Here is a 22404-nt window from a genome sequence, read left to right as displayed (position 1 = left end):
AGCCTCTATTTAACGATTATTGTATATAATTTATAGATCGTTCTTGCTATATGGTTCATCCTTAATGATAAAAAGCTACACTGGGGATTTCAAATCATGCCATTATCGTACATCATCAAGTGATTCCACTACTGTGTGAGAAATTGGTTTCCATTCAACATCCTTAAACAAGGCTACGACAGATATAGGTATGTAGGTACAATTCGTATTTTATTCGTTCAATTATTTCATTTGGTTTTTAACCATAACGTGTTGTTTTTTTCAGCCCAACAAATAATCTATCTACTCGAGACCAGTTAGCCATTTATTGTAGTATCTTTTTATTTGAACTCACTATACATAGGTGCATTTTTGATTACTTTCTCTGCATTTGTTCCTTATGATAAGAAGGGCATTCCTTTTTCTGCATATGTATTTATTGTGCTTGTAAAACCTTGTTCATTTTTTTCTGTCAAAACTTTATATGTTCTAATATTTCTTTTATAAAAGCATGGTATTCTGTCGATGCTTGAGTCATAATTCACCTCATTTTTTGTTCAACTAACCTCTCTCAATATAGAAAGCGAAATCTCCCTGCCCCTTTAGTTGAACAAGAACAGTCTCATAAACGTTCACTTTACGAGGGTTTGATGATAGATGTGTGTAGTAATTAGGATAAAAAAAGAGATGTCCTATTAAGACACCTCTTTCTTACACATGATTGCCGTGGTCACATTCCGAGCCGATTTTGTGTGACCACCACTCCATTACCTGTTATCTACCGTCTCCGGATACAGATCATGATTCATCATCCGGTAATCCGCCATCTTCTCATACTTTGTCCCTGGACGCCCGTAATTCGTATACGGGTCAATGCATAGCCGCCACGCGGTGTGAATTTCCCCCATACTTCAATATAGCGGGGATTCATTAGTTCGATGAGGTCATTCATGATGATGTTCATATAGTCCTCATGGAAATCACCATGATTGCGGAAACTAAATAAATAGAGCTTTAATGCTTTGCTTTCGACCATTTTCACATCAGGAATGTAGCTAATGTAAATTGTCGCGAAATCAGGCCGCCCTGTCATTGGGCAAAGCGATGTAAATTCCGGACAGTTGAACTTTACGAAATAATCACGGTTTTGATGCTTATTATCAAATGTCTCAAGGACAGATGGGTCATAGTCAAATACATAGTTTGTGCCCTGGTTGCCGAGCAATGTAATGTCTTTCAATTCGTCTTCCCTTCTTCCAGTCATGCCAGAACCCTCCTTCAAAAAGTTAATTTCTTTTCATTGTCTTCATCTGTTATTACACAAGGATCACCGGGAGAACGTTATCCGATTACAGGACGAGAAGGCGAATGGTACAAAATCAGCTTAGTAAATGGAAACGAGGCATATGTCGCCAGCTGGGTAGTTTCTTCTTCTAATGAGACGAAGCCGGCAACAAGGGATTCGAACAGTTTAAATGGAAAAGTAATCATTCTTGACCCTGGACATGGTGGAATAGACGGTGGGACAACGGGCGCGCAAGGAACAATCGAAAAAAATATAACGTTACAAACAGCTGAACATTTGGCCAAAAAACTTCAACAAGACGTGGCCACCGTTATAATGACAAGATCGACCGATTTTAACGGGATACAATAATAGTACTTTCTCCGCCAGGGATAGTTGGCTTTTTTGTCCGTTTTTCGTAGCTGCCGAATCGTTTCACGGTTCGCCACATACTTATCCGCAATCGCTTGAACCGTTTGAGAATGAAGATCGTAGGTTTGTTTTCGAATAGATTGGATTTCTGTTTTACTCAGCCACTTTTTACACGTGAAATAATAAGAAGTTGCTTCTCAAACGATATCATTCCATACGGATGCGGCTTCCCGCTGCATCATCCTTAATTCATCGTATACGTTTGAATCATAAGGAATTCGAAAGGTATGTGTGACAAACATATGGGTGCCCCCTTCCTCACTCGATACGTTCATCACAACAGAATATACGTTCCTTAAACAAGAGATAAGCGTCAAAAAAACAAAAAATTCGAACGATTGACGTGCCAAAAACACGCCTCGTTCGACCTCACTCTCATCCCCCGTCTAAAGACGACGGGCTTTCCCGTTCGGAAAATCTGTAAAAAGGACTATTTCATCATATTTTCTCAAGGTATAATTAACAATTTATTCATTATTCCTAGGCATTAATTATTACAACGATAAAAAACACGCCAGTAGCTGACGTGTCATAATTGTGCTTTTTAGTATGCTGATCCATTTATCAATATCCGGAAATACTCATATCATTCGTGGCTCTTTCATTTCTTAAATAATGACTTTTTCTTTGTAGCTTTATCCAGCTTGACCGAAATATATGTTCAGCCAATAATGTTGTAAATATGTCTTTTCTCTTTTTATCAATTCCATGCAGGTCTTTAAGTTATTGACAAGGTAGTTTTAGCTTCCGCCACCTGACCCTTGATCACCACCTGACCCTTGACCACCACCACTGCTCTCTTGATCAGAAGATTGTCCGCCTTGCTTTCCAGTCTCTTCAGCAGCTTTTAATAAGGCTTCCTCTATTTTTGTTTTATATAGAGGACTTGATAATGTCTCCGTTATCACTTCTTGAAGGTGTTTCCTGAATTCTTGGCTTTTCATTGAAGTTTGCAGCGTTTTTTGCATTTCAGGATCTTGGAAAACTTCTATAAGCATTTTCCGATAGTCAGGATCTTTCATTAAACCTTTTATTACTTTTTCATGTTCTTTTTGTATGCTTTTTGCAAAGCTTTCAGCAAATTTAGGATCCTCAAAGACCTTTTGCCAAAACTCTATCCCTTTATCCGATGTTAAGGTAGTTTGAATCGTATCCGTTACTATCTTCTGATCCATGACAAGAACCTGCTTCATTTTTTCATCTTTCATTGCTTCCTGGAGGGCTGTTTTCCCATCATCTGTTTTTAATATATCAACGACCATTTTCTTTGTTTCCTCATAATCCATTTGACCTGCGGATTCCTCTTTAGGTGCACAGCCAGAGATCAGTATACTAACTATTGACAATGTTAGAATCATGAGGAGCAAGTATTTCTTCATAATTCATCCAAGCTCCTTTCCATTTGCTATTTATATTTTGATTTAGTTAGAAGAGTTTATACAAGGAAAATGTTGGTTTTATGGCAAAACCCCTCAACAAAGGAAATTGACTACTCCCACTTGGTTTTATTATGATAGGTGAGCGGCAATAATGTGGAGGTGAGCCTATGGACGTTGGCGGATGGTTTACAGTAGCTGAAATTAGCAAAAAGACAAATATTTCCAGCGAAATATTAGATGGATATATGTTAATGCATAAACATTTACTGAAAATAAAAAAAGAACACGGAACCCTTCAACTGCATGAAGATTGCGTAGATGTATTCACTAAAATTAACGAGTTGTATAAGGAGGGCAAAACGAATAAAGAAGTAGACAAGCTGCTCACTTTGTCTGTTATCCCGATGCCCATTGATGTTGTGAGCGAATCAGGTGAGATAGTAAGTGCCGACATGGGCGAAATTGTTTCAGATATTAAAATGGTGCTTCGGGAACAGAAGCAAGCATCTGCCAAACAAAAGGTTTTAAATGATATTCTTTTAAATCTGCTTGAAACACAATCTAAAAAATTCGATGCTAAAAAGAAATACATTGAAGATAATGTAAAACGTAGAGACGAACAACTCATGGAATCCTTACGTGTAAGTCAAGAAGCAAAAAAATTATCGCTTTCTGCTCGAGGAAGTGAAAAAGAAAAAAAGAAAGAGCCTTGGTTTAAAAGGATATTTATGATGGGGAATCATTAACATACGCCTAGCCTATGTAGGGACTAATAATCTGTGCCGCTCCTCATTGCTATTGGTGGATTGATACTTTAAGAAAAGACAGTCTGATTTTAGATAATCAGTGCGTGTATGGCTACTTATCCATTTTATTTTTTCTTTTGTAAATCAAATCCCCCAATGCATAAATCCTTCATTGATTTCTCCTGCTAGAACCCGTTTTAAATGCTTTGGTCACATTTCATCCTATTTTCTTGTGATTGGATCCTGTTACCGGTTATCTTTCATTTTAGAATATAGATCATGGCTCATCATCCGGTACTCCGCCATCTTCTCATATATTTGAAGGATTTCGTTAGCTTTCATTTTAGCCATCACTCTCCGCAAATTTACATGAAAGAATTATAGCAGATTCCTTGGATTTTTTTACATCTCGAGATACAAATATCAACTGGGTTATTTAACAAAGCTATTTTTAAAAGCCCCTCTATGTTGGGAATGGGCATTTAAATCATATTATATTAAGGTAGAGCAAAACCTAATCGAACGGAATAAGATGTGTGTGAAAACTCCATTTATGCCCTTGACTTTGGTTTTGAACTTATCGAAAATAGAATCATGGTAAGATTATTGACTGGCTAATGAGAGTGAATGCAAAAACTCCTTTTCTTATCAAGCTAACAAGACGAATTGGATGAAGAACATTTATAGAACTCCAAGAACGTGTAGGCTGGGGAGAAGAATTTAGTTTTGATTACAAAAATGAAGAGTATTGGATAAGTCAAATGGACATAAAAAAACCACCCCCATTAAGTCGGATGGTGGATCATCTATGATTTATTGTAAAATGGCTTATTTTATTTTTTTCAATTTTAATCATCAAAGTACCTCTTTTATAACAGTAATCTAAAGAGAAGCCCCTTCTATGGGCTGTTTGTTGTATCAATCTTATTTCATAATACATAGCATTAGACAAAATACCTTTTTTAATATTTTTGTTTATATAATAGTAAAATCCAACTAATACATTCAGTGGCAGAGAATCATACTCAGTATCCTCTTCCATTATTTGGCCCCCTCTTTATATAAGTAGAATATACCCTTTTTGGTTTTATATAAACTGTATTCTTCCAATGTTCGAACCTTATCCAAAGCTAGTGTGTAATGGTTTTTGCTAGTAATAGTTCCTATAAAAAAGTTTCCTAAATAAAAAAAGAATTATCACTTTGAGGATAATTCAGTCTTAGCAATATATCTTACTGCAACCATTTTAAACGATAAAACAATCATGGCAGCTTTCTCTTATTCCGGTACAAGTAGCAGAAAGTTCTCTTTTATCATTTACAATTCTGAAACTAAATTCTTGATTGACCTTACTATCAATCCTTGAACAATATGTAATCACTCTTTTTAAATACACCTCATAAACGAATGGAAATGAAATGGGATTCCTTTTATAATGAGTGACGATAATATAAGTATTTATTCTTGTTCAATCAATGAGTAGTCATAAACGAACAAGAACTACTAACAAGTGAAAAATTCTAGTACAGTAACGCTAATAAGATAGGTGATTTTATGGAAATTAGAGGAGCGGCAAAAACAAGTAGAAAGAAAAAATTAGAGGAGTTGGACATAACGGGCTTCAGATTGCTCCCTTCTGCTAAACCTCCGCTGTTTCATGGATACACAGTAAGAAACACTGTTAGCAGTTACTTCTGGGGAAAGAAATTGCGTCCTTTTGTATTAGAGCAGCAAGGTGAAAAGTGTACTGTTTGCGGCTGGAAACCTGAACACAAGACAGAAATGAAGCACCTTCATTTGCATGAAATAGAGGAATACGATTTTGTAAATAAGGTGTGCCACTTGATAGACATACAACTCATTTGTAGAAAGTGTCATTCATTCCAACATATCATACGGACTGAATTAGTTTCGACAAAGGAACAATGGAAAGATTTAATGCAACATTTCATAAGAGTAAATAGATGTTCTGCTGAAATTGTGGATGATTTCGATATAATTATAGCTAAAGCATTACAAACAGAAGGATATAAACAAGAACTTTTAGAGTTGTCCTCGTTAGATGGAATAATGAAATTAGGACAAAAATCAGTTCGATTTACCATTGATCCTCATATTCCTTACGCTGAAGAATTGAGAAAACAAGTAGATAAAAAAGGATTACTGTACAAGCCCGAGCGGCAAGGATGACTTTATTATTTCTAAATAGCACCTCAGGTTACCTTTTGACACAGGTAACCTAAGGGATTTTTTATCTATAGTCTTTTTTAAAAGTTATGTTAATTAAATGTCTAACCAATTGAGCGGATTGTATTTATCACTTTGCTCCCTCAATTCATTCCCCCACATCGCAACATATCGCATCGTTACATTGATGTTTTTATGTCTCATAAGCTTTTGGCACTCATGCCCGGTCATTGCCAGCCGATAAGAGGACGTATAACGGAAAGGACCAGCAATTTCATCACAAACATATTTGTTGTTAATAAAAAAAGATACCTCCAAATGGAGATATCTTTTTTTTACGTATAATGCGTGGTCACATTTCAGCCAATTTCGTGTGACCAGGCTTGTTTTCCTGCCAATTACCGATTATCCACCGTCTCCGGATACAGATCATGGTTCATCATGCGGTACTCCGCCATCTTCTCATATTTCGTGCCAGGCTTGCCGTAGTTTGTGTACGGATCGATCGAAATCCCGCCACGCGGCGTAAATTTGCCCCATACTTCAATGTATCTCGGGTCCATCAGTTCAATGAGGTCATTTAAAATAATGTTCATGCAGTCCTCATGAAAATCACCATGGTTACGGAAACTAAATAAATAGAGCTTTAATGCTTTGCTCTCGACCATTTTCACATCAGGAATATAGCTAATGTAAATCGTGGCGAAATCAGGCTGCCCTGTCATTGGACAAAGCGATGTAAATTCCGGACAGTTAAACTTCACGAAATAATCACGGTTTTGGTGCTTATTATCAAATGTCTCAAGGACAGATGGATCATAGTCAAATACATATTTTGTGCCCTGGTTGCCAAGCAGTGTAATGTCTTTCAATTCGTCTTCTCTTCGTCCAGCCATGCCAGAATCCTCCTTCAAAAAAGCCCATTTCTTTTCATTATAGCAGACATCATTTACAATGAGATAAAGGAGCGGCAATAATGTACATGATGGCATCATACACAGAATTTTCAGATGTTCTTTCATCAAACGAAGCGGTTTTACTATATATATCCAGTCCCAGCTGTTCGGTATGCCATGCTCTTCTGCCTCAAGTTGAATCATTAATGACTGAATTCTCAGCTGTTATAGCAATTCATGTAGACACAGCAGCAGCACCTGAGATAGCCGGTCAATTGACGGTTTTCTCCGCACCCGCTGTCATTTTCTTTATCCGTGGGAAAGAATCATTTCGTATGGCGCGTTTTGTCCCGATGGATAAACTTAAAGAAAATATCTCAAATGCACTAAAAATGATTTGACAAGAAATTATGAAATGATTCACAATAATAATAGGTTGAAAGGAGAGAACCTTCATGACATTATTAAAAGACATTTTATCGTTTAACAAAACATTTGTAGAAAACAAGGAGTTTGAAAAATTCACTACAACAAAATTTCCTAATAAACGTGTCGTTGTTTTAACGTGCATGGATACACGCCTTGTTGAGCTTGTCACAGAAGCAATGAATTTTAAAAACGGGGATGTGAAAATTGTCCGTAACGCCGGGGCCATCGTCAATCACCCATTTGGTTCTATTATGCGCAGCCTGCTCGTTGCCGTGTACCAGTTGCAGGCAGATGAAGTGTTAATCATTGGCCACTATGACTGCGGCATGAGTTCTCTTTCAAGCAGTGCGATGTTAGGGGCAATGAAAGAGCGTGGTGTTCAGCAGGAAGTAATAGATACGCTTCGTCATGCCGGTATTGATGTCGATCACTGGCTCGAAGGCTTCAGTAGCGTAGAAGAAAGTGTAACCCATAGCGTAAACATGGTAAAATCTCATCCGCTTATGGTTGCAGACATTCCTGTACATGGCCTTGTCATTGATCCAGCTACGGGCAAACTCGACCTCGTTGTCGATGGATATGAAAAAGAAGCGGTCCTCTAAAGGCCGCTTTTTTTCATTCCTCTTCTAATCCAAGCATACCTTTCAGATTGGATTTCATTCCCGCCTTATACGAGAATAAAGAAAAGGAGGAAGTTTAAATGAAAATGCATTCGCTTTCTGATTACATTCAGTTTTCCGATCAACAATTCAGCCGTAACGTTATTAAAAACGGGGAAAAATCACAAGCTTTTGTTTTAAATTTCAAACCTGGTCAGTCTCTTCCTCCGCATCCACATCCTCACGCTGATGTGTATGTAACTGTATGGGAAGGACAGGGCACTTTTTCATTAGATGAAGAAAAATCATCTGCAACATGCGGAAGCTTTCTTCACTGCTGCGGTTCTCAAGTTTTTTCTTTTATAAACGATAGCGAGGCGGACACCACTTTGTATGTTGTATTGGCCAAGGATTAAAAAAAAGCTGCAGGGCTTGTCCTGCAGCTCTTTAACTTTTACACTTGTCGATTCCAGTGGCGATGTTCAGCGAGCGCGTTCAAAAATGTATCCGCAAAATCTTTTGACGGACTCGCTTCTGTTACAACACCCGGATCGGCAGGCAAACTTGCAATCAAATCTACTCCATCATGTGAAGCGCCGACTGTTTTAAAATGACCGAATGCTTCATTAATAAAATAAACGGCCTGTTTTTTCGCTTTCGTGTCTGCACTTAATCCCCCAGCTGCATACACTGCATCGAATAATACAGAATCGGCCGTCAGAAAGGTATGTGATACTTCCATTTCCGTGCCATCATCCCCTTTGATGAACCCTTGCTTATTGCTGACAATTTCCACGCGTGTGCCCGCTTTTTCAAATTCCTTTATGATCTTGCTGACCTCTTTTCCATTAAAACCATTACCTGCAAGGACAGCGATTTTACGTGTTACAACACCTTTAATCGGATTTGCTTCTTGACTAAGCGCCTGCGATGATTTCGTAACGTTTGATTCTTTTACGCCTTTCGGAGCCTCAACACCAATCGCATCTGCTATTGCCATCGCCAGCTGACCACTGACATTGGCAAACATATTCACCACTTGCTGCTTAATATCTTTGCTTTGCACTTTGCCAAGTTCAAAGCTAAACGCTTCTTTAATATGCTCTCTTTCCACCTCAGTCATGCTGTTCCAAAACAGTCTTGCCTGAGAAAAATGATCTTTAAAGCTATCACTTCGGCGCTGTACTTTGCGGCCTTCCACTTTTTCTTGATAATGAACGTATCCACCCTCTTCTTCTGTTGCTGTTGACGGTGTATTTTGATCAATTGAGTTTTTATGATAGCTGACAGGACCTGGATTAATGGTCATACGGCTGTAGCCATCTCGCTGATTGTTGTGAAACGGACATACTGGGCGGTTAATTGGGATCTCGTGGAAGTTAGGACCGCCTAGGCGGATGAGCTGTGTGTCCGTATAAGAAAACAACCTGCCTTGTAAAAGCGGATCATTTGAAAAATCGATTCCTGGTACAACGTGCCCAGGATGAAAAGCAACTTGCTCTGTTTCCGCAAATACATTATCAACGTTGCGATTCAGCGTCATTTTCCCAATAATCTTAACCGGTACTTCTTCCTCCGGCCATACTTTTGTCGGATCTAATATATCAAAATCAAATTTGAACTCATCTTCTTCATCGATCATTTGGACACCAAATTCAAATTCGGGGTAATCCCCCATGTCAATGGCTTCCCACAAGTCACGCCGATTAAAATCCGGATCCTTTCCAGCAATTTTTTGTGCTTCATCCCAGACAAGCGATTTAATACCAAGTACCGGTTTCCAATGAAACTTCACAAATTGCGCTTTGCCCTGCTCATTAACAAAACGGAATGTATGAACGCCAAATCCTTCCATCATCCGGAAGCTGCGTGGAATGGCCCGGTCAGACATGTGCCACATAATCATATGCGCTGATTCCTGGTTGTTAGCGACAAAATCCCAGAATGTATCGTGCGCGCTCGCTGCCTGTGGCATTTCATTATGCGGCTCGGGCTTAACCGCATGAATAAGATCCGGAAACTTAATCGCGTCCTGGATGAAGAAGACGGGCATATTGTTTCCAACTAAGTCATAGTTTCCTTCCTCAGTATAAAATTTCGTCGAGAAACCGCGGACATCACGTACCGTTTCAGCGGAACCGCGTGATCCGGCCACTGTCGAAAAACGCACAAAAACGGGTGTTTTGACAGATGGATCCTGTAAGAACCCTGCCTTTGTATATTCTTTCATCGATTCATATAATTCAAAGTAACCATGCGCTGCGTACCCACGTGCATGAACGACACGCTCCGGAATACGTTCATGGTCGAAATGTGTCATTTTTTCTCTAAAATGGAAGTCTTCCATTAACGTGGGACCACGGTCACCTGCTTTAAGAGAATGCTCGTCTTCAGACACACGAAGACCTTGGTTTGTTGTCATTTTTTCTCCTTTATTACTCACTCGAAACTGTTCTAATTGTTTATATTTGCTGTTTTCATTGTTAGCCATTGTTTTACTTCTCTCCTTTTAAAGTGAAAAGATTGGAACACTTTATGACCTTTACCTCTTATTCAAAGAAGTGAAACACCTTCTTTCGAACCAATTCAGCTTTATTCTCATATACACAAATAAACCTTAGTTTATGGAATTTATTTACTTAAATCCACTCTTCCTTTTAGAAAAAAACCTAAATTTTCGATTAATTCAGACCATTTTCTCACTTTGTCGAATCATCATTTATGCGGATGTACAGAAAATTTTATAATGCTAAAATAAAGTTGAATTTATCCTAGGAAGGTGGATTATGGAAAAAAAGAGATTAATACTTTTTCTTACGACTTTACTCATTTTTATTTTTTGGGAGGAGAGACATTCTTCTGCAGAATCAGACATTATTCAAATTGGCGTAGACAGTGCAAATGTACGCAGTGAACCTGCCATGACAGCGAGTGTCATCAGCAGTGCAAAACGAAATGAGCAATTCCAAGTGCTGAAGGAAAAATATGATTGGTATCAAATTCAACTCTCTGATGGAAAAAAAGGGTGGGTAGCAAGTTATATCGTCACAAAAGGTACCGGCGATTCACCAGCATCTGATAGTCTAGCATCATCCAGTCAAACTGGTACCATTACAGCGGATCATGTAAATATAAGGGATACCCCTTCCTTATCGGCCTCTATTATTGGAAAAGTAAACAACGGTGATCAAGTCAGGATCACATCCGCAACGAATGGGTGGGTTCAGATTCTTTATCAAAATGAAACGGCATGGGTAAGCGGCCAATTCGTTCGTACGCAATCAGCGCAAAGCACAAAATTAACAGATAATTTTGTTATTATCAGGAATGAAGGAACAAATATTCGAACAAGCCCGTCTACATCTTCACCCGTTCTTGTTAAAGGATCACCTGGAGAGCGTTATCCGATTATAGGACAAGAAGGTGAATGGTATAAAATCAGCTTAGTAAACGGAAACGAGGCGTATGTCGCCAACTGGGTAGTTTCTTCTTCCAATGATACGAATTCGGAAACAAGGGATTCGAACAGTTTGAATGGAAAAGTAATCGTTCTCGACCCTGGACATGGCGGAATAGACGGTGGGACAACGGGCGCGCAAGGAACAATCGAAAAAAAAATGACGTTACAGACGGCTAATCGTTTGGCCAAAAAACTTCAACAAGACGGGGCCACTGTTGTGATGACAAGATCCAATGATACATACGTTCCGCTTCCTACTCGTACAAATCATGCCCATTACCACGATGCTGATGCGTTTATTAGCATTCATTACGACGGGTCTCACGAAAAAAGTGCAGCTGGCTTTACAACATATTACTACCATCAAAATCAGCAAAAGCTCGCAAGCAGTATTAATAATGGATTAGCTAACTCTATTTCTTCTAAAAACCGCGGCATACGGAAGGGCGACTATTTTGTCTTGCGTGAAAACAATCAGGCTGCCATTTTGCTTGAACTTGGCTATCTAACAAACACATATGAAGAATCATCGATTGGAACGGAGTCCTATCAGCAGCTTGCCACAAACGGCATTTATAATGGATTGCTTTCTTATTTCTCCAGCTAAAAAAACAGTTCCGGAAGCATCGCTTTCGGAACTGTTTTAATAGTTAATAAATCAACTTCACCATTTCATCCAGTGTTATCTGACCAAAATAGTGTTTCATTTCAAGTGGCTGCAGTGCCTTCCTAATCGCTTCTTTTTCATGTTTAACCCCTTTAAGCACTGTTTCGACTTCATGAACATCACCTGCTCCGAAAAAGTCACCGTAAATGTGTGCATGCTCAATCAAGCCTTTTTTCACATTTAAACGGAAATCAATTAGGCCAACCGGGAAGCGGTGCGAACGCTGAATATTGAATGCGGGTGGTTTTCCATAATTCCAACCCCAGTTTTGATACCGTTCGTTTGAAATGGATTGGACCGCCTGCCAGTCCTTATCGGTCAATTTGTATTCTTTAATATTTTCTTCTCCATCAAAAATATTCGTCAGCAAAAACTGACGGAATTCTTCAATCGTCATTTTTTCTCCTAACAAATCAGAGTCAAAAAAAATCAAGTCTACTAATGTAGCAGACTTGATTTTTCATTTGGCTGGCTTGCTGACAATTTTTCCATAACGATAATAAACGAGGACAGCAGATAAAAAACCAACGACAGCTAGAAATGCGTCAAATATAAAAATGCCTGACTTGTTAAGCACGTAAGTCAGGCATTTTCGTTAAGCTGGTTTATTAAGTTCATCAACAACAACTTCCTCCTCTACCTCACAATTGGAGTCTCTTTCCGCATCCATGTCGCACACATCATAGTTTTCGATAGACAATGATCCGCCTTCATCTAACATACGAGCCTTATCCAGCTTTTCCATAAGCACGTCTTCAGGCTTGCGACGAACAGTGGCCGCTTTCATGATAACCCCTCCTTTACCTTTTCTATACCCGTTTTTTCCACTTTGTATTCTTCTTTTCAAAAAAAGCCTGACTTCACTGTCAGGCTTCGGGCTCTATTGTTAATTTTTTTTCCATTCTTTTAATTCAAGACGACGTATTTTCTGAGCAACAACGGGATCATTCTCGGCAAGTGTTTGTGCTTCCTCATAAGAATCTGCCACATATATGACAAGCCCCCCCGAATTATCGCCAAACGGGCCTCGTGCATACACCTTTCCTTCTTCCTCTAATTTCTCTAAATACTCAATATGAAGCGGGCGCACTTCTTTATTTTTCTCTGGATCTAACATATGTAACAACGCAGCATAATAAGCCATTTGTTCTCCTCCATATCATGTATTCATACATGATCTATTCTATCAAATATTTTCAAAAGTTTCGATTCAAACAAAAGGACTTCATTTATGATTTGACGCGTTTATACTATAATAAATATAAATCACATTTAGCAGGTGTACATGTATGGACATTAAGCATTTGCAATATTTTATTGAAGTAACAAACTTTAACAGCTTTTCAAAAGCAGCGGATCATTTATTTATTACGCAGCCGACGATCAGCAAAATGATTAAAAATTTAGAGACGGAGCTTGGTGTTGAACTGTTTGACCGGTCCCGTAAAAAAATTGTATTGACGGATGCAGGGCGGGTTTTACTTGAACAGGCAAAATTAGTAGACCAGGCATTTCACAATTTAGAAATAGAGCTGGACAATTTACTGGCACTAAAAAAAGGACATATTCGAATCGGCCTTCCGCCTGTTTTTGATGCGCATTTTTTCTTGAAAATCACCGGCGACTTCCATAAATTGTATCCATCTATCACCTTCCAATTTTTAGAAGATGGTTCTAAAAAAATTGAAGAAGATGTTGAAAACAATGATCTCGATATAGGAGTTATTGTGCTGCCGACAAAAAATGAAGTATTTGATCATTTTTCCTTTATGCAAGAAGATTTAATGCTCGTTCTTCCTCGTTCTCATCGATTAGCAAATAAAACAGAAATCCATTTATCTGAACTAGCAGCCGAATCCTTTATTTTATTTAATAAAGACTTTGTTTTAAATGATCGGATTGTTTCTTCCTGCAATCTCGCGGGCTTTCATCCATACGTTATTTCGGAAAGCTCCCAGTGGTCCTTCATTGAAGAAATGGTCGCCTCTGAACTAGGCATTTCTTTATTACCGGAAAGCATCTGCCGTCATCTTAATGATCATGTTCGGGCTGTTAAAGTAGTAAATCCTTCGATTAATTGGAACTTGGCGATTATTTGGCGGAAAAACCAATATCTTTCGTATGCTGCCAAAGAATGGCTACAGTTTATGAAAGCACAATTTTCAAAACTCAATACACATGGATAAAATTTTTTTCTGTTTGGAAGCATTTACATTGAAAAAAGCTATGCTATTAATGAAAAAGAACCATTTTACTTCCTTTTAATGACGGCGTACACTTGTAGCAGATTCCATTACAGAAGGAAGCGACACACATGAATGCCACAAAACAGGCCATTAAAACGAGAGAAAGCCGCATTGTACATGCAGACCAAGTATTGTCGTGCGATTTAAATAACTATCAAACACTATTTGGCGGCGTCCTCATGAAAAAAATCGACAGTGTTGCGAGTCTGTCCGCACGACGCCACGCACGTGTAAAAGAATGCGTGACTGCATCAACAGATTCCATCGATTTTCTGGATGCGATTCATGAAAGTGATTCGCTTTGCCTGGAATCATTCGTCACTTATACAGGCCGTACATCAATGGAGATTTTTTGTAAAGTGATTGCGGAAGACTTCATTACAGGGAACCGCCGCATCGCTGCAACTGCTTTTTTAACATTTGTTGCACTCGATGAAAATAAACGCCCTGTTGAAGTTCCTGGGGTTATCCCCGAAACAGATGAAGAAATATTTCTATATAATTCGGCAAAAGACCGTGCCGAAATGCGTAAGCTGAGAAGAACAAAAAGTAAAGAACTTGCGGAATATATGACATTGAAAAAACCGTGGGATCGATAAAGGGGGATGAGAAAATGATTGCTACTTTATGCAGCCTTGGCGAGTTAAACAAGGCAAAAAAAGCATTGGATCAGCTAGAACGTACTTATCCGATACTCTTTGAAAGAATGGTGCATGTCATTAATTTAACGCGTGCTTTGCAATTGAAATATCAGTATATGGGCTGCCTTCTTATGGATGAAGACTTACCAACCTGCCCGCCTAACCTATCAGAAGGATCTGTCCTTCGTTTATATAAAAAAGAAATGGATACATTAAAAATGGATGCAGATGCACATGCATTAAAACAAATGTTTACAACCTTTAAAGAGACGGGGTATGCAAAAATCAGCCTGCTCGCCCTCGGTCACACGCCTGAATCATTAGTAGGCTCTTCCAGTGTAAAATAAATAGGATAAAGAAAGAATACACCTTAAAAGCTCTTGCTTTCAAGGTGTATTTTTTTATTTTTCTCACCATCTTCTGGTCTGTTTCATTTGTTTTTTGCCTAACATCCATCCTTTTCTCTTCACTTCAGTTTTATTATAATATCCAATTGTGTACAATAACGATAAGTGGGATTAGCTGTCTTCTTTTTTTCATTGGTACATAATAGTGATTTCGAAAAAACTTATTAAAAGGCGATGGGGAGAATCTAAATGACTAACGTGAATAGACGAATTGAAAAAGATTTTTTAGGGGAAAAAGAAGTACCTGTTAATGTCTACTACGGCATTCAAACATTGCGTGCCGTTGAAAACTTTCCGATTACAGGCTATCGTATCCACGAAGAGTTAATTAAAGCGATGGCCATTGTCAAAAAAGCTGCTGCCATTGCCAACAAAGAAATTGACCGTCTCCCTTCTCATTTGGAAAAAGCCATCGTCCAAGCCGCTGAAGAAATTATTGACGGTCAGTGGCACGAGCAATTCATTGTAGATCCTATACAGGGCGGAGCTGGCACGTCCATTAATATGAATGCAAATGAAGTTATTGCAAATCGCGCATTAGAAATACTCGGCAGACAAAAAGGAGACTATGCTTTTTTAAGCCCCAATACACATGTCAACATGGCACAGTCAACAAACGATGCATTTCCAACTGCTATTCATATCGCAACACTGGCTCTTTTGGAAAAGCTGCTATCGACCATGGCATACATGCATCAAGCGTTTAAAGATAAAGCGAAGGAATTTGATCCTATTATCAAAATGGGCCGCACTCATTTACAGGATGCTGTTCCAATCCGGCTCGGCCAAGAGTTTGAAGCATACTGCCGTGTGATCGAGCGGGACATCAAACGCATTACTCAATCGCGGCAGCACTTATATGAAGTAAATATGGGCGCAACAGCTGTTGGCACAGGCTTAAATGCGGACCCTCAATATATTTTATCCGTTGTCAAACAATTAGAGAAGATCAGTGGTTTTCCACTCCTTGCAGCGGAAAATTTAGTAGATGCAACGCAAAACACAGATGTCTACACAGAAGTATCCGCTTCTTTAAAAGTATGTATGATGAATATGTCCAAAATCGCAACCGATCTAAGACTAATGGCTTCCGGTCCGCGTGCCGGGTTAAATGAAATTGACTTGCCGGCACGGCAGCCAGGTTCTTCGATAATGCCAGGAAAAGTGAACCCTGTAATGGCTGAAGTTATTAATCAAATTGCCTTTCAAGTAATCGGGAACGACAATACCATCTGCCTTGCATCAGAAGCTGGTCAGCTTGAATTAAATGTCATGGAGCCTGTCCTCGTTTTCAACCTGCTTCAGTCAATTAGTATTATGAACAATGGATTTAACGTTTTCACGAATTACTGCGTTTCAGGTATAAAAGCAAATGAAGATCAAATGAGACATTATGTAGAAACCAGTGTCGGAACGATTACTGCTATTAATCCGCATATCGGCTATGAAACAGCAACAAAAATTGCTCGTGAAGCGATTATCTCTGGGAAATCTGTCCGAGAACTTTGCAAACAATATAGTGTTTTATCTGATGAAGATTTAAATCAAATTTTAGATCCTTATGATATGACCAATCCGGGTATATCTGGTGCATCTTTATTAGATAAGTAAAAAGATCAGTCTTCTCGTTTTTAGGGAGACTGATCTTTCATTTATATTTGGTACGCCAAAATTATGTTAAGACATAATCAGCCAGTACTCTTTGCACTTCATAAATGTTTAAATTTTTATTAAATTGTTTCTTAATTGGTGCGGCAGCACCTGTAATCCATATTTGCAATTCTGCATCCAGATCAAAACTTCCTGCTGTTTCAATACTAAAACGGGTAATACTCTTATAGGGCAAAGACTGAATTTCTACTTTCTTGCCTGTCATGCCTTGTTTATCTACCAGGATTAACCGCCGGTTCGTGAAAATGAACAGATCACGAATCAGTTTATACGATTTTTCTATTTCTTCATTTGTAGCCAGAACATCTCCGAATTCCTTCTTGATATCTTTATTATCAACTTCTGAAGCATTCCCCATCAGCCCGTCTAAAAATCCCACCTCATCCACTCCTTCATTGTTTTTCTTATTATATGATGGCGATTCCCATTTTAATAAAATAGATTTATCCAAGTTAAAAACTAGTGAACGGCACTTCCAAGCAATAAAAAAGCTTACCTCCAAATGATTGACTGGATGGTAAGCCTTTTTGGTTAATTCGTTTTTTCTTTTGACAGATACTCCTCTTCAAGCGCGGCCACAATCTGATCGATCTGCTGCCCTTGTCCACTTAAGACGGCTGCTAAAAAAGAGCCTTCCACGAGAGGAACATCAACGAAGCGAATGGTACGCTTTCCCGCATATAGTTCGAGAGCCATTTCTGCGTTCATCGTTGCTGATCCGATATCGGTCAAAATCAATGCATCATCAGAAATTTGAGAAAAAGCTTGCTCGATTCGCGAGACTTCTGTCCCGATTTTTCCATCTTCTAATCCGGCTGCAACCAGAATCTCAACAGATGGTGCCATTTCAGCCAGCAGTTCCTTTAAACCTGTTGCAAGTTTTTCACTATGCGAAACAAGAATTAGATTAATCATACAGCAGCACCTCCACGATTTTCTTTAAAAGGATCGAACTCGATAGGGCTCCTGGATCTTGAATAGTCTTTGTCGCTTCACCAAAGTAGGAAGCGCGCCCCTTTGTCGCCACGATTGCCTTCGTATCAGCTAATGCCTGATCAATGACTTTCTGTAAATTCGCATCGGTTTGAAGGGCGGCAGTAAAAGGTTCCCAAATATCAACCATCGTTTTCTGACCAGCTTGTGATTTCCCCCGGCTCTTGAGGCCTTCCGTTGCTTCTTTAAAACCAGCAAACAGATCTTCTCCCTCTACCGACTGTTTGTCTTTCCATTTTGTCGCAAACTTTACGAATGCTGTTCCGTATAAAGGGCCCGAAGCGCCGCCGACCGTCTTAATAAGCGTCATTCCAACTAGTTTTGACAACTCGCCAAGATCCGCAAAAGAATGCTGTTCCTCAAGCTCCTTTTTAACCCCTTGAAAACCGCGAGACATATTGATCCCATGATCGCCGTCTCCGATTTCCCGGTCTAGATCAGTCAGTTCATCCTTTTGCTGTTCAATTGCATCTGCTGTTGCAAGCAAAGCTGTTCGTAATGCTTCTACTGTTAACTTCATCTATTCCACCTCACACTAAAAATCCGATTGCCTTCGACGAGGCATCTAAATATTGAAGTAATTCTTCATCAACAGGGAGTAACGTGATAGAGAACCCGTGCATTTCAAGGGCCGTCATGTAATTTCCTACATAAGGACGGACAATTTCATACCCTTTTTGTTCAAGTAATTCACTTACATATTTATAGGTCAAGTATAGCTCAGAAACTGGCGTTCCGCCCATGCCGTTTACCATAACCGCAACGCGCTTATCCGCCACCTCAGCTGTCAAATGCTCGACTAGCTGCGCTGCGATGTCTTTGACTGGAGCAACCGCTTTTCGTTCGGTGCCTTTCTCTCCATGGATGCCAATCCCGATCCACATCTCATCCTCAGACAGTTCAAAGCCCGGCTTTCCACTTTCCGGCATGTAGCAAGGAGACAGTGCCATGCCCATTGAACGGACTCGGCTGATAACTTTCTCGGCTACTTGCTTCACCTCATCCAGCGATTTTCCAGAAGCGGCAGCAGCTCCAGCAATCTTATGGACGAAAACCGTGCCCGCGACACCGCGACGATCTTCTTTATTCTTAATTGAAATATCGTCATTTACTATCACGGTATCAACTTGGATTCCTTCTAGTTCTGCCAAGTCTTTCGCCATGTCAAAATTCATAACGTCGCCCGAGTAATTTTTAACAACTAAAAGTACGCCCGCACCTCCATCTGCTGCTTTGATTCCCTCAAGCACCATATCCGGTGTTGGAGAGGTGAATACTTCCCCGCAAACAGCCGCATCGAGCATTCCATCCCCAATATAGCCCGCGTGTGCAGGTTCATGCCCGCTTCCTCCGCCGGAAACGAGACCTACTTTACCAGCGATGGCTCCTCCTTTTCGTTTAACAATGTTCAAGCCATCTACCTTTTCGTACTGATTTGGGTGAGCTAGTACAAGGCCTTCTACTATATCCGACACAAATCGATTTGCGTCTTGTATTAACTTATCCATGTCTATCTCCTCTTTCTGATTTCTCTTAATAGTATAATAATTCGACAAAAACAGCAGAATATCCTGCGCTATTTATTTAGGAATGAACGGTCTTTTTTATTGTCCAAGCTGCTCAATGTTCGTACGAAGTTCTTGCAGCTTTTGGATCGTTTGCAGCAACTCCGTATTTTCAATTAAAGCAGCTGGGTCTACAACACCATTCTCAAGTTTGACTAGCGCATCACTTATATCCGTCTCAAGCTGAGCACTATAATCAAGCACTTTGCTATGAATACCTTCTGCAACAGCAGGCGCTTCGATTTCCTGCATCATATTAATGTCCTGCTGCATATTTTCCAACTGTTGCTGTACATCCTCGACAATATTCGGGTTAGATGCGGCATTTTCCAGCAATGCCGGTACCTCACTTGCAAATTGCTGTGTTTCATTTAAAAAGTCAGTTATATCGGTTGCGTACGTCAATGTATTGTTTGCTTCCTCGAGTAGACTGCATCCACTTAGAATAACAGCAGATAATCCGAATGCTGTGAACCATTTCATCATCATTGGTTTCCTCCATTGAGTTTTATACTTGATATACGTCTAAATGAATAAAATAGATTCGTTTTTATTGTTAGCTGCTCTATTTCATAATAAAAAAACTGCTTATTTAGCAGATTTAAAAAGGGATATATTCCCGTTTTTTTCTAATTGTGCATTTACATGATTCGCCGCAACAGCAAATATGTGTACACGTCTCCCAATCTGGATGGTCGTATCTTCAAATACTGCATTTATTTTAATGACACCATTTTCCGGCACCTGTATACGCGTTTTTGATCCCGCTTCCGAGCCTGCTTCATTAATCATCACATTACGTCCCGCGACAATTTCACCACCTCTGCATACCCCGCGAATAAATACATCATTACCTGCGCGGACATGGCAATGGTAAATTCCTTGCCCATTTACAACTAAATCGCCGCTTGAATAAAGAGAACTATTAATAGCGTAAGGAACAGTCAACTGACAGTTAGGTTCAACTGGAACGCTATACAGTTCATATAACTGGCGCAACACTTTTGTTAGATCTTCAATCGCTGCTACTTTATTAATCTGCTCTTTTGAAAGCGTAATAAACATGCTATGCAGCCGCGCTGAACTTATCGTCCATTCTTTTTCAAGAATGGACTGATGATCATTGATATTCTTCAAAAACTGGATTAAAACCCCACGGAAATCTGTATATTTACGCTCAAGCAATAAACGGATCAAAGAATGAAGCTCCCCTACTTGAAGCTCTTTTTCATTTTCACGACGTGCCATCATTAGCTGTTTAATCGCCAGCATCATATGATCCAAATAGTATAAAATTTCTTTCGCCTGTGCGACCAGTTCATCGATGACGATATTTGATTTACCTGCGCTGATTGTCGAAGAAAACACATTGTTTTTAACGGTTACAGACTGTCCAGATTCAAGATGAGCTTTCGATACTGTTCCTTTTACAATAAGGTTTCCACCGGATTCAACCGTCATCGATTCCTGCACATTCCCGAGTACACGCACATCACCTTGAAAATGAATGTTGCCCGAATCAAGATCTATATCTTTCGAATGAATAAGTTCTTCCATAACATCTGCCTTTAACATCATTCCTCTCCACTCTAATTGCGGCCTTCCGCCTTTTAAAGCGATGATCTTCTTATTAATCAATATCACATTTTTCCCAGGATGAACCGTTACATCTTTCACCGTTTTTGGTGAAAGGGGTTCCCCTAACAAATTGGTTCCCGCCATTCCTGGCACCGATGGAATGACTTCTGCAATTGTTTCTCCTTCTTCTACATTAACAAATGGTTTTTTTTCACGGTAATCCACTTTTTCTGTTTCATTCCATGATCTATCATCAGGCTCACGAACGAGCACATGAACATCCCCATTTAATCCCTCTGTCGGATAGGTTCCTTTTGCAATAATATAATCTTTCTTGCTCGGGTTTCGGCACATATCGACAATTGCATGCTTTAATATGCCATGCGTTACACTCAACTCCTGTAGCCGCTCCATCACTTTCTTCACTGCTAGATCATTTGATTCCAGCACTTCCTCTTCCGCTTCAATCCGCAGCGCCAACGCTGGCTTCTGATCATTCAAATATCGATTAATCCGCTTGCCCGGCTCATATGAGAGAACCGCCAGCATATTCTGTTCAATAAGTTGAATGTCCATCTTTGACGCAAACACTTCATCAGTGAGATGCACTAAAATAGTATCAAGCGGTGTCACAGCTGTCCGCTTTTCAATTTGTTTTCCATTCACAATAACCTTTACGTTATCTGCTGGTTCAATAAACGGATAATGCTCTCCCGCTGCCTGCACAAAGACAGACCCATTTTGTATAAATACACAAGGCTCTTCTTTTTTCGAAGGGACTTGTTCATCCTCCCTATCATCGGGAGACAAATCAGTTGATTCATTTATATTAAATGGTTTCTTCTGTTCTAGCTCCATTGCAGGGACAGCCTTTTTGATTACAAGCACTTCTGCCGGACGCTTTCTCAACCCGAATAAGCCTTTAGCTGGCCTTGACAACACTGTTACATTCACCTCATTGATCGTAGCACCAAGAAGGGTCAGTGCCGTATTCACTGCGTCCTCAACTGTTTCTCCTTTAGTTTGAATGGATGGTTCCACCTCATTCACTCCTTTTGCAAAGACTTTCCACGCTTTATTAACAGCTGCAATGCTCCCTACATAATCAAGAAATAAATGTAATATAGGATAGGCTGAATAGTACAAACCTGTCTTTACACCGCTAGACAATATGCGACATTTTCAGTAAATAGTACTATTATCATAGTACTACCGTATATCAAAAAGGGGAACACTTTTTTGAT

24 protein-coding genes and 1 pseudogene are annotated in these 22404 nt (G+C 39.5%); 11 read left to right on the top strand and 14 right to left on the bottom strand.

Features of this window, described 5'->3' with window-relative positions; translation table 11 throughout:
• Positions 1–746: 746 nt before the first annotated feature.
• A pseudogene (gene queF, locus ACZYRN_RS15230) lies at positions 747–1243 on the bottom strand (preQ(1) synthase).
• A gap of 36 nt (positions 1244–1279) precedes the next feature.
• Here queF (ACZYRN_RS15230) and ACZYRN_RS15225 point away from each other — a divergent pair.
• Positions 1280–1636, top strand: a complete 357-nt coding sequence (locus tag ACZYRN_RS15225) for an N-acetylmuramoyl-L-alanine amidase (RefSeq protein ID WP_488912478.1) — start codon at positions 1280–1282, stop codon at positions 1634–1636.
• Between the two features lie 800 nt (positions 1637–2436).
• Here ACZYRN_RS15225 and gerD read toward each other — a convergent pair.
• Entirely contained in the window at positions 2437–3075 is a 639-nt protein-coding gene (gene gerD, locus ACZYRN_RS15220; protein WP_488912477.1) for a spore germination lipoprotein GerD, read from the bottom strand.
• Positions 3076–3242: 167 nt separating this feature from the next.
• On the opposite strand from gerD, the gene ACZYRN_RS15215 reads away from it, so the two are divergent.
• Positions 3243–3821, top strand: coding sequence for a DUF3967 domain-containing protein (locus ACZYRN_RS15215; RefSeq protein ID WP_488912476.1), 579 nt, complete (start codon positions 3243–3245; stop codon positions 3819–3821).
• Between the two features lie 802 nt (positions 3822–4623).
• Here the strand turns inward: ACZYRN_RS15215 and ACZYRN_RS15210 are convergent.
• Complete coding sequence (locus tag ACZYRN_RS15210) at positions 4624–4863, bottom strand: hypothetical protein (protein WP_488912475.1); 240 nt, start codon at positions 4861–4863, stop codon at positions 4624–4626.
• 512 nt (positions 4864–5375) lie between these two features.
• Here ACZYRN_RS15210 and ACZYRN_RS15205 point away from each other — a divergent pair.
• Positions 5376–6011, top strand: coding sequence for a hypothetical protein (locus ACZYRN_RS15205; RefSeq protein WP_488912474.1), 636 nt, complete (start codon positions 5376–5378; stop codon positions 6009–6011).
• 395 nt (positions 6012–6406) lie between these two features.
• Here ACZYRN_RS15205 and queF (ACZYRN_RS15200) read toward each other — a convergent pair whose 3' ends face one another.
• Positions 6407–6904, bottom strand: coding sequence for a preQ(1) synthase (gene queF, locus ACZYRN_RS15200; protein WP_488912473.1), 498 nt, complete (start codon positions 6902–6904; stop codon positions 6407–6409).
• An 80-nt stretch (positions 6905–6984) separates the two neighbouring features.
• Between queF (ACZYRN_RS15200) and ACZYRN_RS15195 the strand changes: the two genes are divergently transcribed.
• The 3 genes from ACZYRN_RS15195 (at position 6985) to ACZYRN_RS15185 (ending at position 8348) form a co-directional block, all read left to right on the top strand.
• Positions 6985–7305, top strand: coding sequence for a thioredoxin family protein (locus ACZYRN_RS15195; RefSeq protein ID WP_488912472.1), 321 nt, complete (start codon positions 6985–6987; stop codon positions 7303–7305).
• 54 nt (positions 7306–7359) lie between these two features.
• The gene (locus ACZYRN_RS15190) at positions 7360–7935 is read left to right on the top strand and encodes a beta-class carbonic anhydrase (RefSeq protein WP_488912471.1); all 576 of its coding nucleotides are present in this window, start codon (positions 7360–7362) and stop codon (positions 7933–7935) included.
• A gap of 98 nt (positions 7936–8033) precedes the next feature.
• Positions 8034–8348 (top strand): cupin domain-containing protein, encoded by a 315-nt coding sequence (locus tag ACZYRN_RS15185; protein ID WP_488912470.1) that lies wholly within the window; start codon positions 8034–8036, stop codon positions 8346–8348.
• Between the two features lie 38 nt (positions 8349–8386).
• Here ACZYRN_RS15185 and ACZYRN_RS15180 read toward each other — a convergent pair whose 3' ends face one another.
• Positions 8387–10423: a catalase gene (locus tag ACZYRN_RS15180; RefSeq protein WP_488912469.1), complete on the bottom strand. Its 2037-nt coding sequence runs from the start codon at positions 10421–10423 to the stop codon at positions 8387–8389.
• Positions 10424–10718: 295 nt separating this feature from the next.
• On the opposite strand from ACZYRN_RS15180, the gene ACZYRN_RS15175 reads away from it, so the two are divergent.
• Positions 10719–11999, top strand: a complete 1281-nt coding sequence (locus ACZYRN_RS15175) for an N-acetylmuramoyl-L-alanine amidase family protein (RefSeq protein ID WP_488912468.1) — start codon at positions 10719–10721, stop codon at positions 11997–11999.
• A gap of 43 nt (positions 12000–12042) precedes the next feature.
• On the opposite strand, the gene ACZYRN_RS15170 is transcribed toward ACZYRN_RS15175, so the two are convergent.
• The 3 genes from ACZYRN_RS15170 to ACZYRN_RS15160 all read right to left on the bottom strand — a co-directional run bounded on the left by ACZYRN_RS15170 (position 12043) and on the right by ACZYRN_RS15160 (position 13203).
• Positions 12043–12456, bottom strand: a complete 414-nt coding sequence (locus tag ACZYRN_RS15170; RefSeq protein ID WP_488912467.1) for a lipoate protein ligase C-terminal domain-containing protein — start codon at positions 12454–12456, stop codon at positions 12043–12045.
• A gap of 198 nt (positions 12457–12654) precedes the next feature.
• Positions 12655–12846 carry a hypothetical protein gene (locus ACZYRN_RS15165; protein ID WP_488912466.1) on the bottom strand — a complete coding sequence of 64 codons (192 nt, stop codon included), beginning with the start codon at positions 12844–12846 and terminating at the stop codon, positions 12655–12657.
• A gap of 99 nt (positions 12847–12945) precedes the next feature.
• Entirely contained in the window at positions 12946–13203 is a 258-nt protein-coding gene (locus tag ACZYRN_RS15160; protein ID WP_488912465.1) for a YciI family protein, read from the bottom strand.
• A gap of 145 nt (positions 13204–13348) precedes the next feature.
• On the opposite strand from ACZYRN_RS15160, the gene cidR reads away from it, so the two are divergent.
• From cidR to aspA, 4 genes are all read left to right on the top strand, one after another.
• Positions 13349–14245 (top strand): cidABC operon transcriptional activator CidR, encoded by an 897-nt coding sequence (gene cidR, locus ACZYRN_RS15155; protein WP_488912464.1) that lies wholly within the window; start codon positions 13349–13351, stop codon positions 14243–14245.
• A gap of 128 nt (positions 14246–14373) precedes the next feature.
• Positions 14374–14904 (top strand): acyl-CoA thioesterase, encoded by a 531-nt coding sequence (locus ACZYRN_RS15150; protein WP_488912463.1) that lies wholly within the window; start codon positions 14374–14376, stop codon positions 14902–14904.
• A gap of 14 nt (positions 14905–14918) precedes the next feature.
• Positions 14919–15293: a hypothetical protein gene (locus tag ACZYRN_RS15145; RefSeq protein ID WP_488912462.1), complete on the top strand. Its 375-nt coding sequence runs from the start codon at positions 14919–14921 to the stop codon at positions 15291–15293.
• Positions 15294–15542: 249 nt separating this feature from the next.
• A complete protein-coding gene (gene aspA, locus ACZYRN_RS15140) occupies positions 15543–16964 on the top strand; it encodes an aspartate ammonia-lyase (RefSeq protein WP_488912461.1) in 1422 nt (473 codons plus the stop codon).
• Between the two features lie 61 nt (positions 16965–17025).
• Here aspA and ACZYRN_RS15135 read toward each other — a convergent pair whose 3' ends face one another.
• From ACZYRN_RS15135 to ACZYRN_RS15110, 6 genes are all read right to left on the bottom strand, one after another.
• Positions 17026–17403 (bottom strand): PH domain-containing protein, encoded by a 378-nt coding sequence (locus ACZYRN_RS15135; protein WP_488912460.1) that lies wholly within the window; start codon positions 17401–17403, stop codon positions 17026–17028.
• Between the two features lie 152 nt (positions 17404–17555).
• Positions 17556–17939 carry a dihydroxyacetone kinase phosphoryl donor subunit DhaM gene (dhaM, locus tag ACZYRN_RS15130; RefSeq protein ID WP_488912459.1) on the bottom strand — a complete coding sequence of 128 codons (384 nt, stop codon included), beginning with the start codon at positions 17937–17939 and terminating at the stop codon, positions 17556–17558.
• Entirely contained in the window at positions 17932–18537 is a 606-nt protein-coding gene (gene dhaL / locus ACZYRN_RS15125) for a dihydroxyacetone kinase subunit DhaL (protein WP_488912458.1), read from the bottom strand. Before dhaL ends, dhaM begins: the two co-directional genes overlap by 8 nt.
• A gap of 10 nt (positions 18538–18547) precedes the next feature.
• Positions 18548–19525, bottom strand: coding sequence for a dihydroxyacetone kinase subunit DhaK (gene dhaK / locus ACZYRN_RS15120; protein ID WP_488912457.1), 978 nt, complete (start codon positions 19523–19525; stop codon positions 18548–18550).
• Positions 19526–19621: 96 nt separating this feature from the next.
• Entirely contained in the window at positions 19622–20071 is a 450-nt protein-coding gene (locus ACZYRN_RS15115; RefSeq protein ID WP_488912456.1) for a DUF6376 family protein, read from the bottom strand.
• A gap of 99 nt (positions 20072–20170) precedes the next feature.
• Complete coding sequence (locus ACZYRN_RS15110; protein ID WP_488912455.1) at positions 20171–22201, bottom strand: flagellar assembly protein A; 2031 nt, start codon at positions 22199–22201, stop codon at positions 20171–20173.
• Positions 22202–22404: the final 203 nt, after the last annotated feature.

The sequence above is a fragment of the Domibacillus sp. F004 genome (genome assembly GCF_057814295.1).
The sequence above is the reverse complement of the archived record's forward strand: the minus strand, read 5'-3'. Positions and strand labels throughout refer to the sequence as shown.

Excerpts from the sequence above, each read along its gene's own strand:
- ACZYRN_RS15195 (WP_488912472.1), top strand. The coding sequence starts at position 6,985 with ATGTACATGATGGCATCATACACAGAATTTTCAGATGTTCTTTCATCA.
- ACZYRN_RS15190 (WP_488912471.1), top strand. The coding sequence starts at position 7,360 with ATGACATTATTAAAAGACATTTTATCGTTTAACAAAACATTTGTAGAA.
- dhaK (WP_488912457.1), bottom strand. The coding sequence starts at position 19,525 with ATGGATAAGTTAATACAAGACGCAAATCGATTTGTGTCGGATATAGTA.
- ACZYRN_RS15150 (WP_488912463.1), top strand. The coding sequence starts at position 14,374 with ATGAATGCCACAAAACAGGCCATTAAAACGAGAGAAAGCCGCATTGTA.
- gerD (WP_488912477.1), bottom strand. The coding sequence starts at position 3,075 with ATGAAGAAATACTTGCTCCTCATGATTCTAACATTGTCAATAGTTAGT.
- ACZYRN_RS15115 (WP_488912456.1), bottom strand. The coding sequence starts at position 20,071 with ATGATGATGAAATGGTTCACAGCATTCGGATTATCTGCTGTTATTCTA.
- ACZYRN_RS15215 (WP_488912476.1), top strand. The coding sequence starts at position 3,243 with ATGGACGTTGGCGGATGGTTTACAGTAGCTGAAATTAGCAAAAAGACA.
- dhaM (WP_488912459.1), bottom strand. The coding sequence starts at position 17,939 with ATGATTAATCTAATTCTTGTTTCGCATAGTGAAAAACTTGCAACAGGT.
- ACZYRN_RS15210 (WP_488912475.1), bottom strand. The coding sequence starts at position 4,863 with ATGGAAGAGGATACTGAGTATGATTCTCTGCCACTGAATGTATTAGTT.
- ACZYRN_RS15170 (WP_488912467.1), bottom strand. The coding sequence starts at position 12,456 with ATGACGATTGAAGAATTCCGTCAGTTTTTGCTGACGAATATTTTTGAT.
- ACZYRN_RS15180 (WP_488912469.1), bottom strand. The coding sequence starts at position 10,423 with ATGGCTAACAATGAAAACAGCAAATATAAACAATTAGAACAGTTTCGA.
- aspA (WP_488912461.1), top strand. The coding sequence starts at position 15,543 with ATGACTAACGTGAATAGACGAATTGAAAAAGATTTTTTAGGGGAAAAA.
- dhaL (WP_488912458.1), bottom strand. The coding sequence starts at position 18,537 with ATGAAGTTAACAGTAGAAGCATTACGAACAGCTTTGCTTGCAACAGCA.
- ACZYRN_RS15160 (WP_488912465.1), bottom strand. The coding sequence starts at position 13,203 with ATGGCTTATTATGCTGCGTTGTTACATATGTTAGATCCAGAGAAAAAT.
- queF (WP_488912473.1), bottom strand. The coding sequence starts at position 6,904 with ATGGCTGGACGAAGAGAAGACGAATTGAAAGACATTACACTGCTTGGC.
- ACZYRN_RS15175 (WP_488912468.1), top strand. The coding sequence starts at position 10,719 with ATGGAAAAAAAGAGATTAATACTTTTTCTTACGACTTTACTCATTTTT.
- ACZYRN_RS15205 (WP_488912474.1), top strand. The coding sequence starts at position 5,376 with ATGGAAATTAGAGGAGCGGCAAAAACAAGTAGAAAGAAAAAATTAGAG.
- ACZYRN_RS15145 (WP_488912462.1), top strand. The coding sequence starts at position 14,919 with ATGATTGCTACTTTATGCAGCCTTGGCGAGTTAAACAAGGCAAAAAAA.
- cidR (WP_488912464.1), top strand. The coding sequence starts at position 13,349 with ATGGACATTAAGCATTTGCAATATTTTATTGAAGTAACAAACTTTAAC.
- ACZYRN_RS15165 (WP_488912466.1), bottom strand. The coding sequence starts at position 12,846 with ATGAAAGCGGCCACTGTTCGTCGCAAGCCTGAAGACGTGCTTATGGAA.
- ACZYRN_RS15185 (WP_488912470.1), top strand. The coding sequence starts at position 8,034 with ATGAAAATGCATTCGCTTTCTGATTACATTCAGTTTTCCGATCAACAA.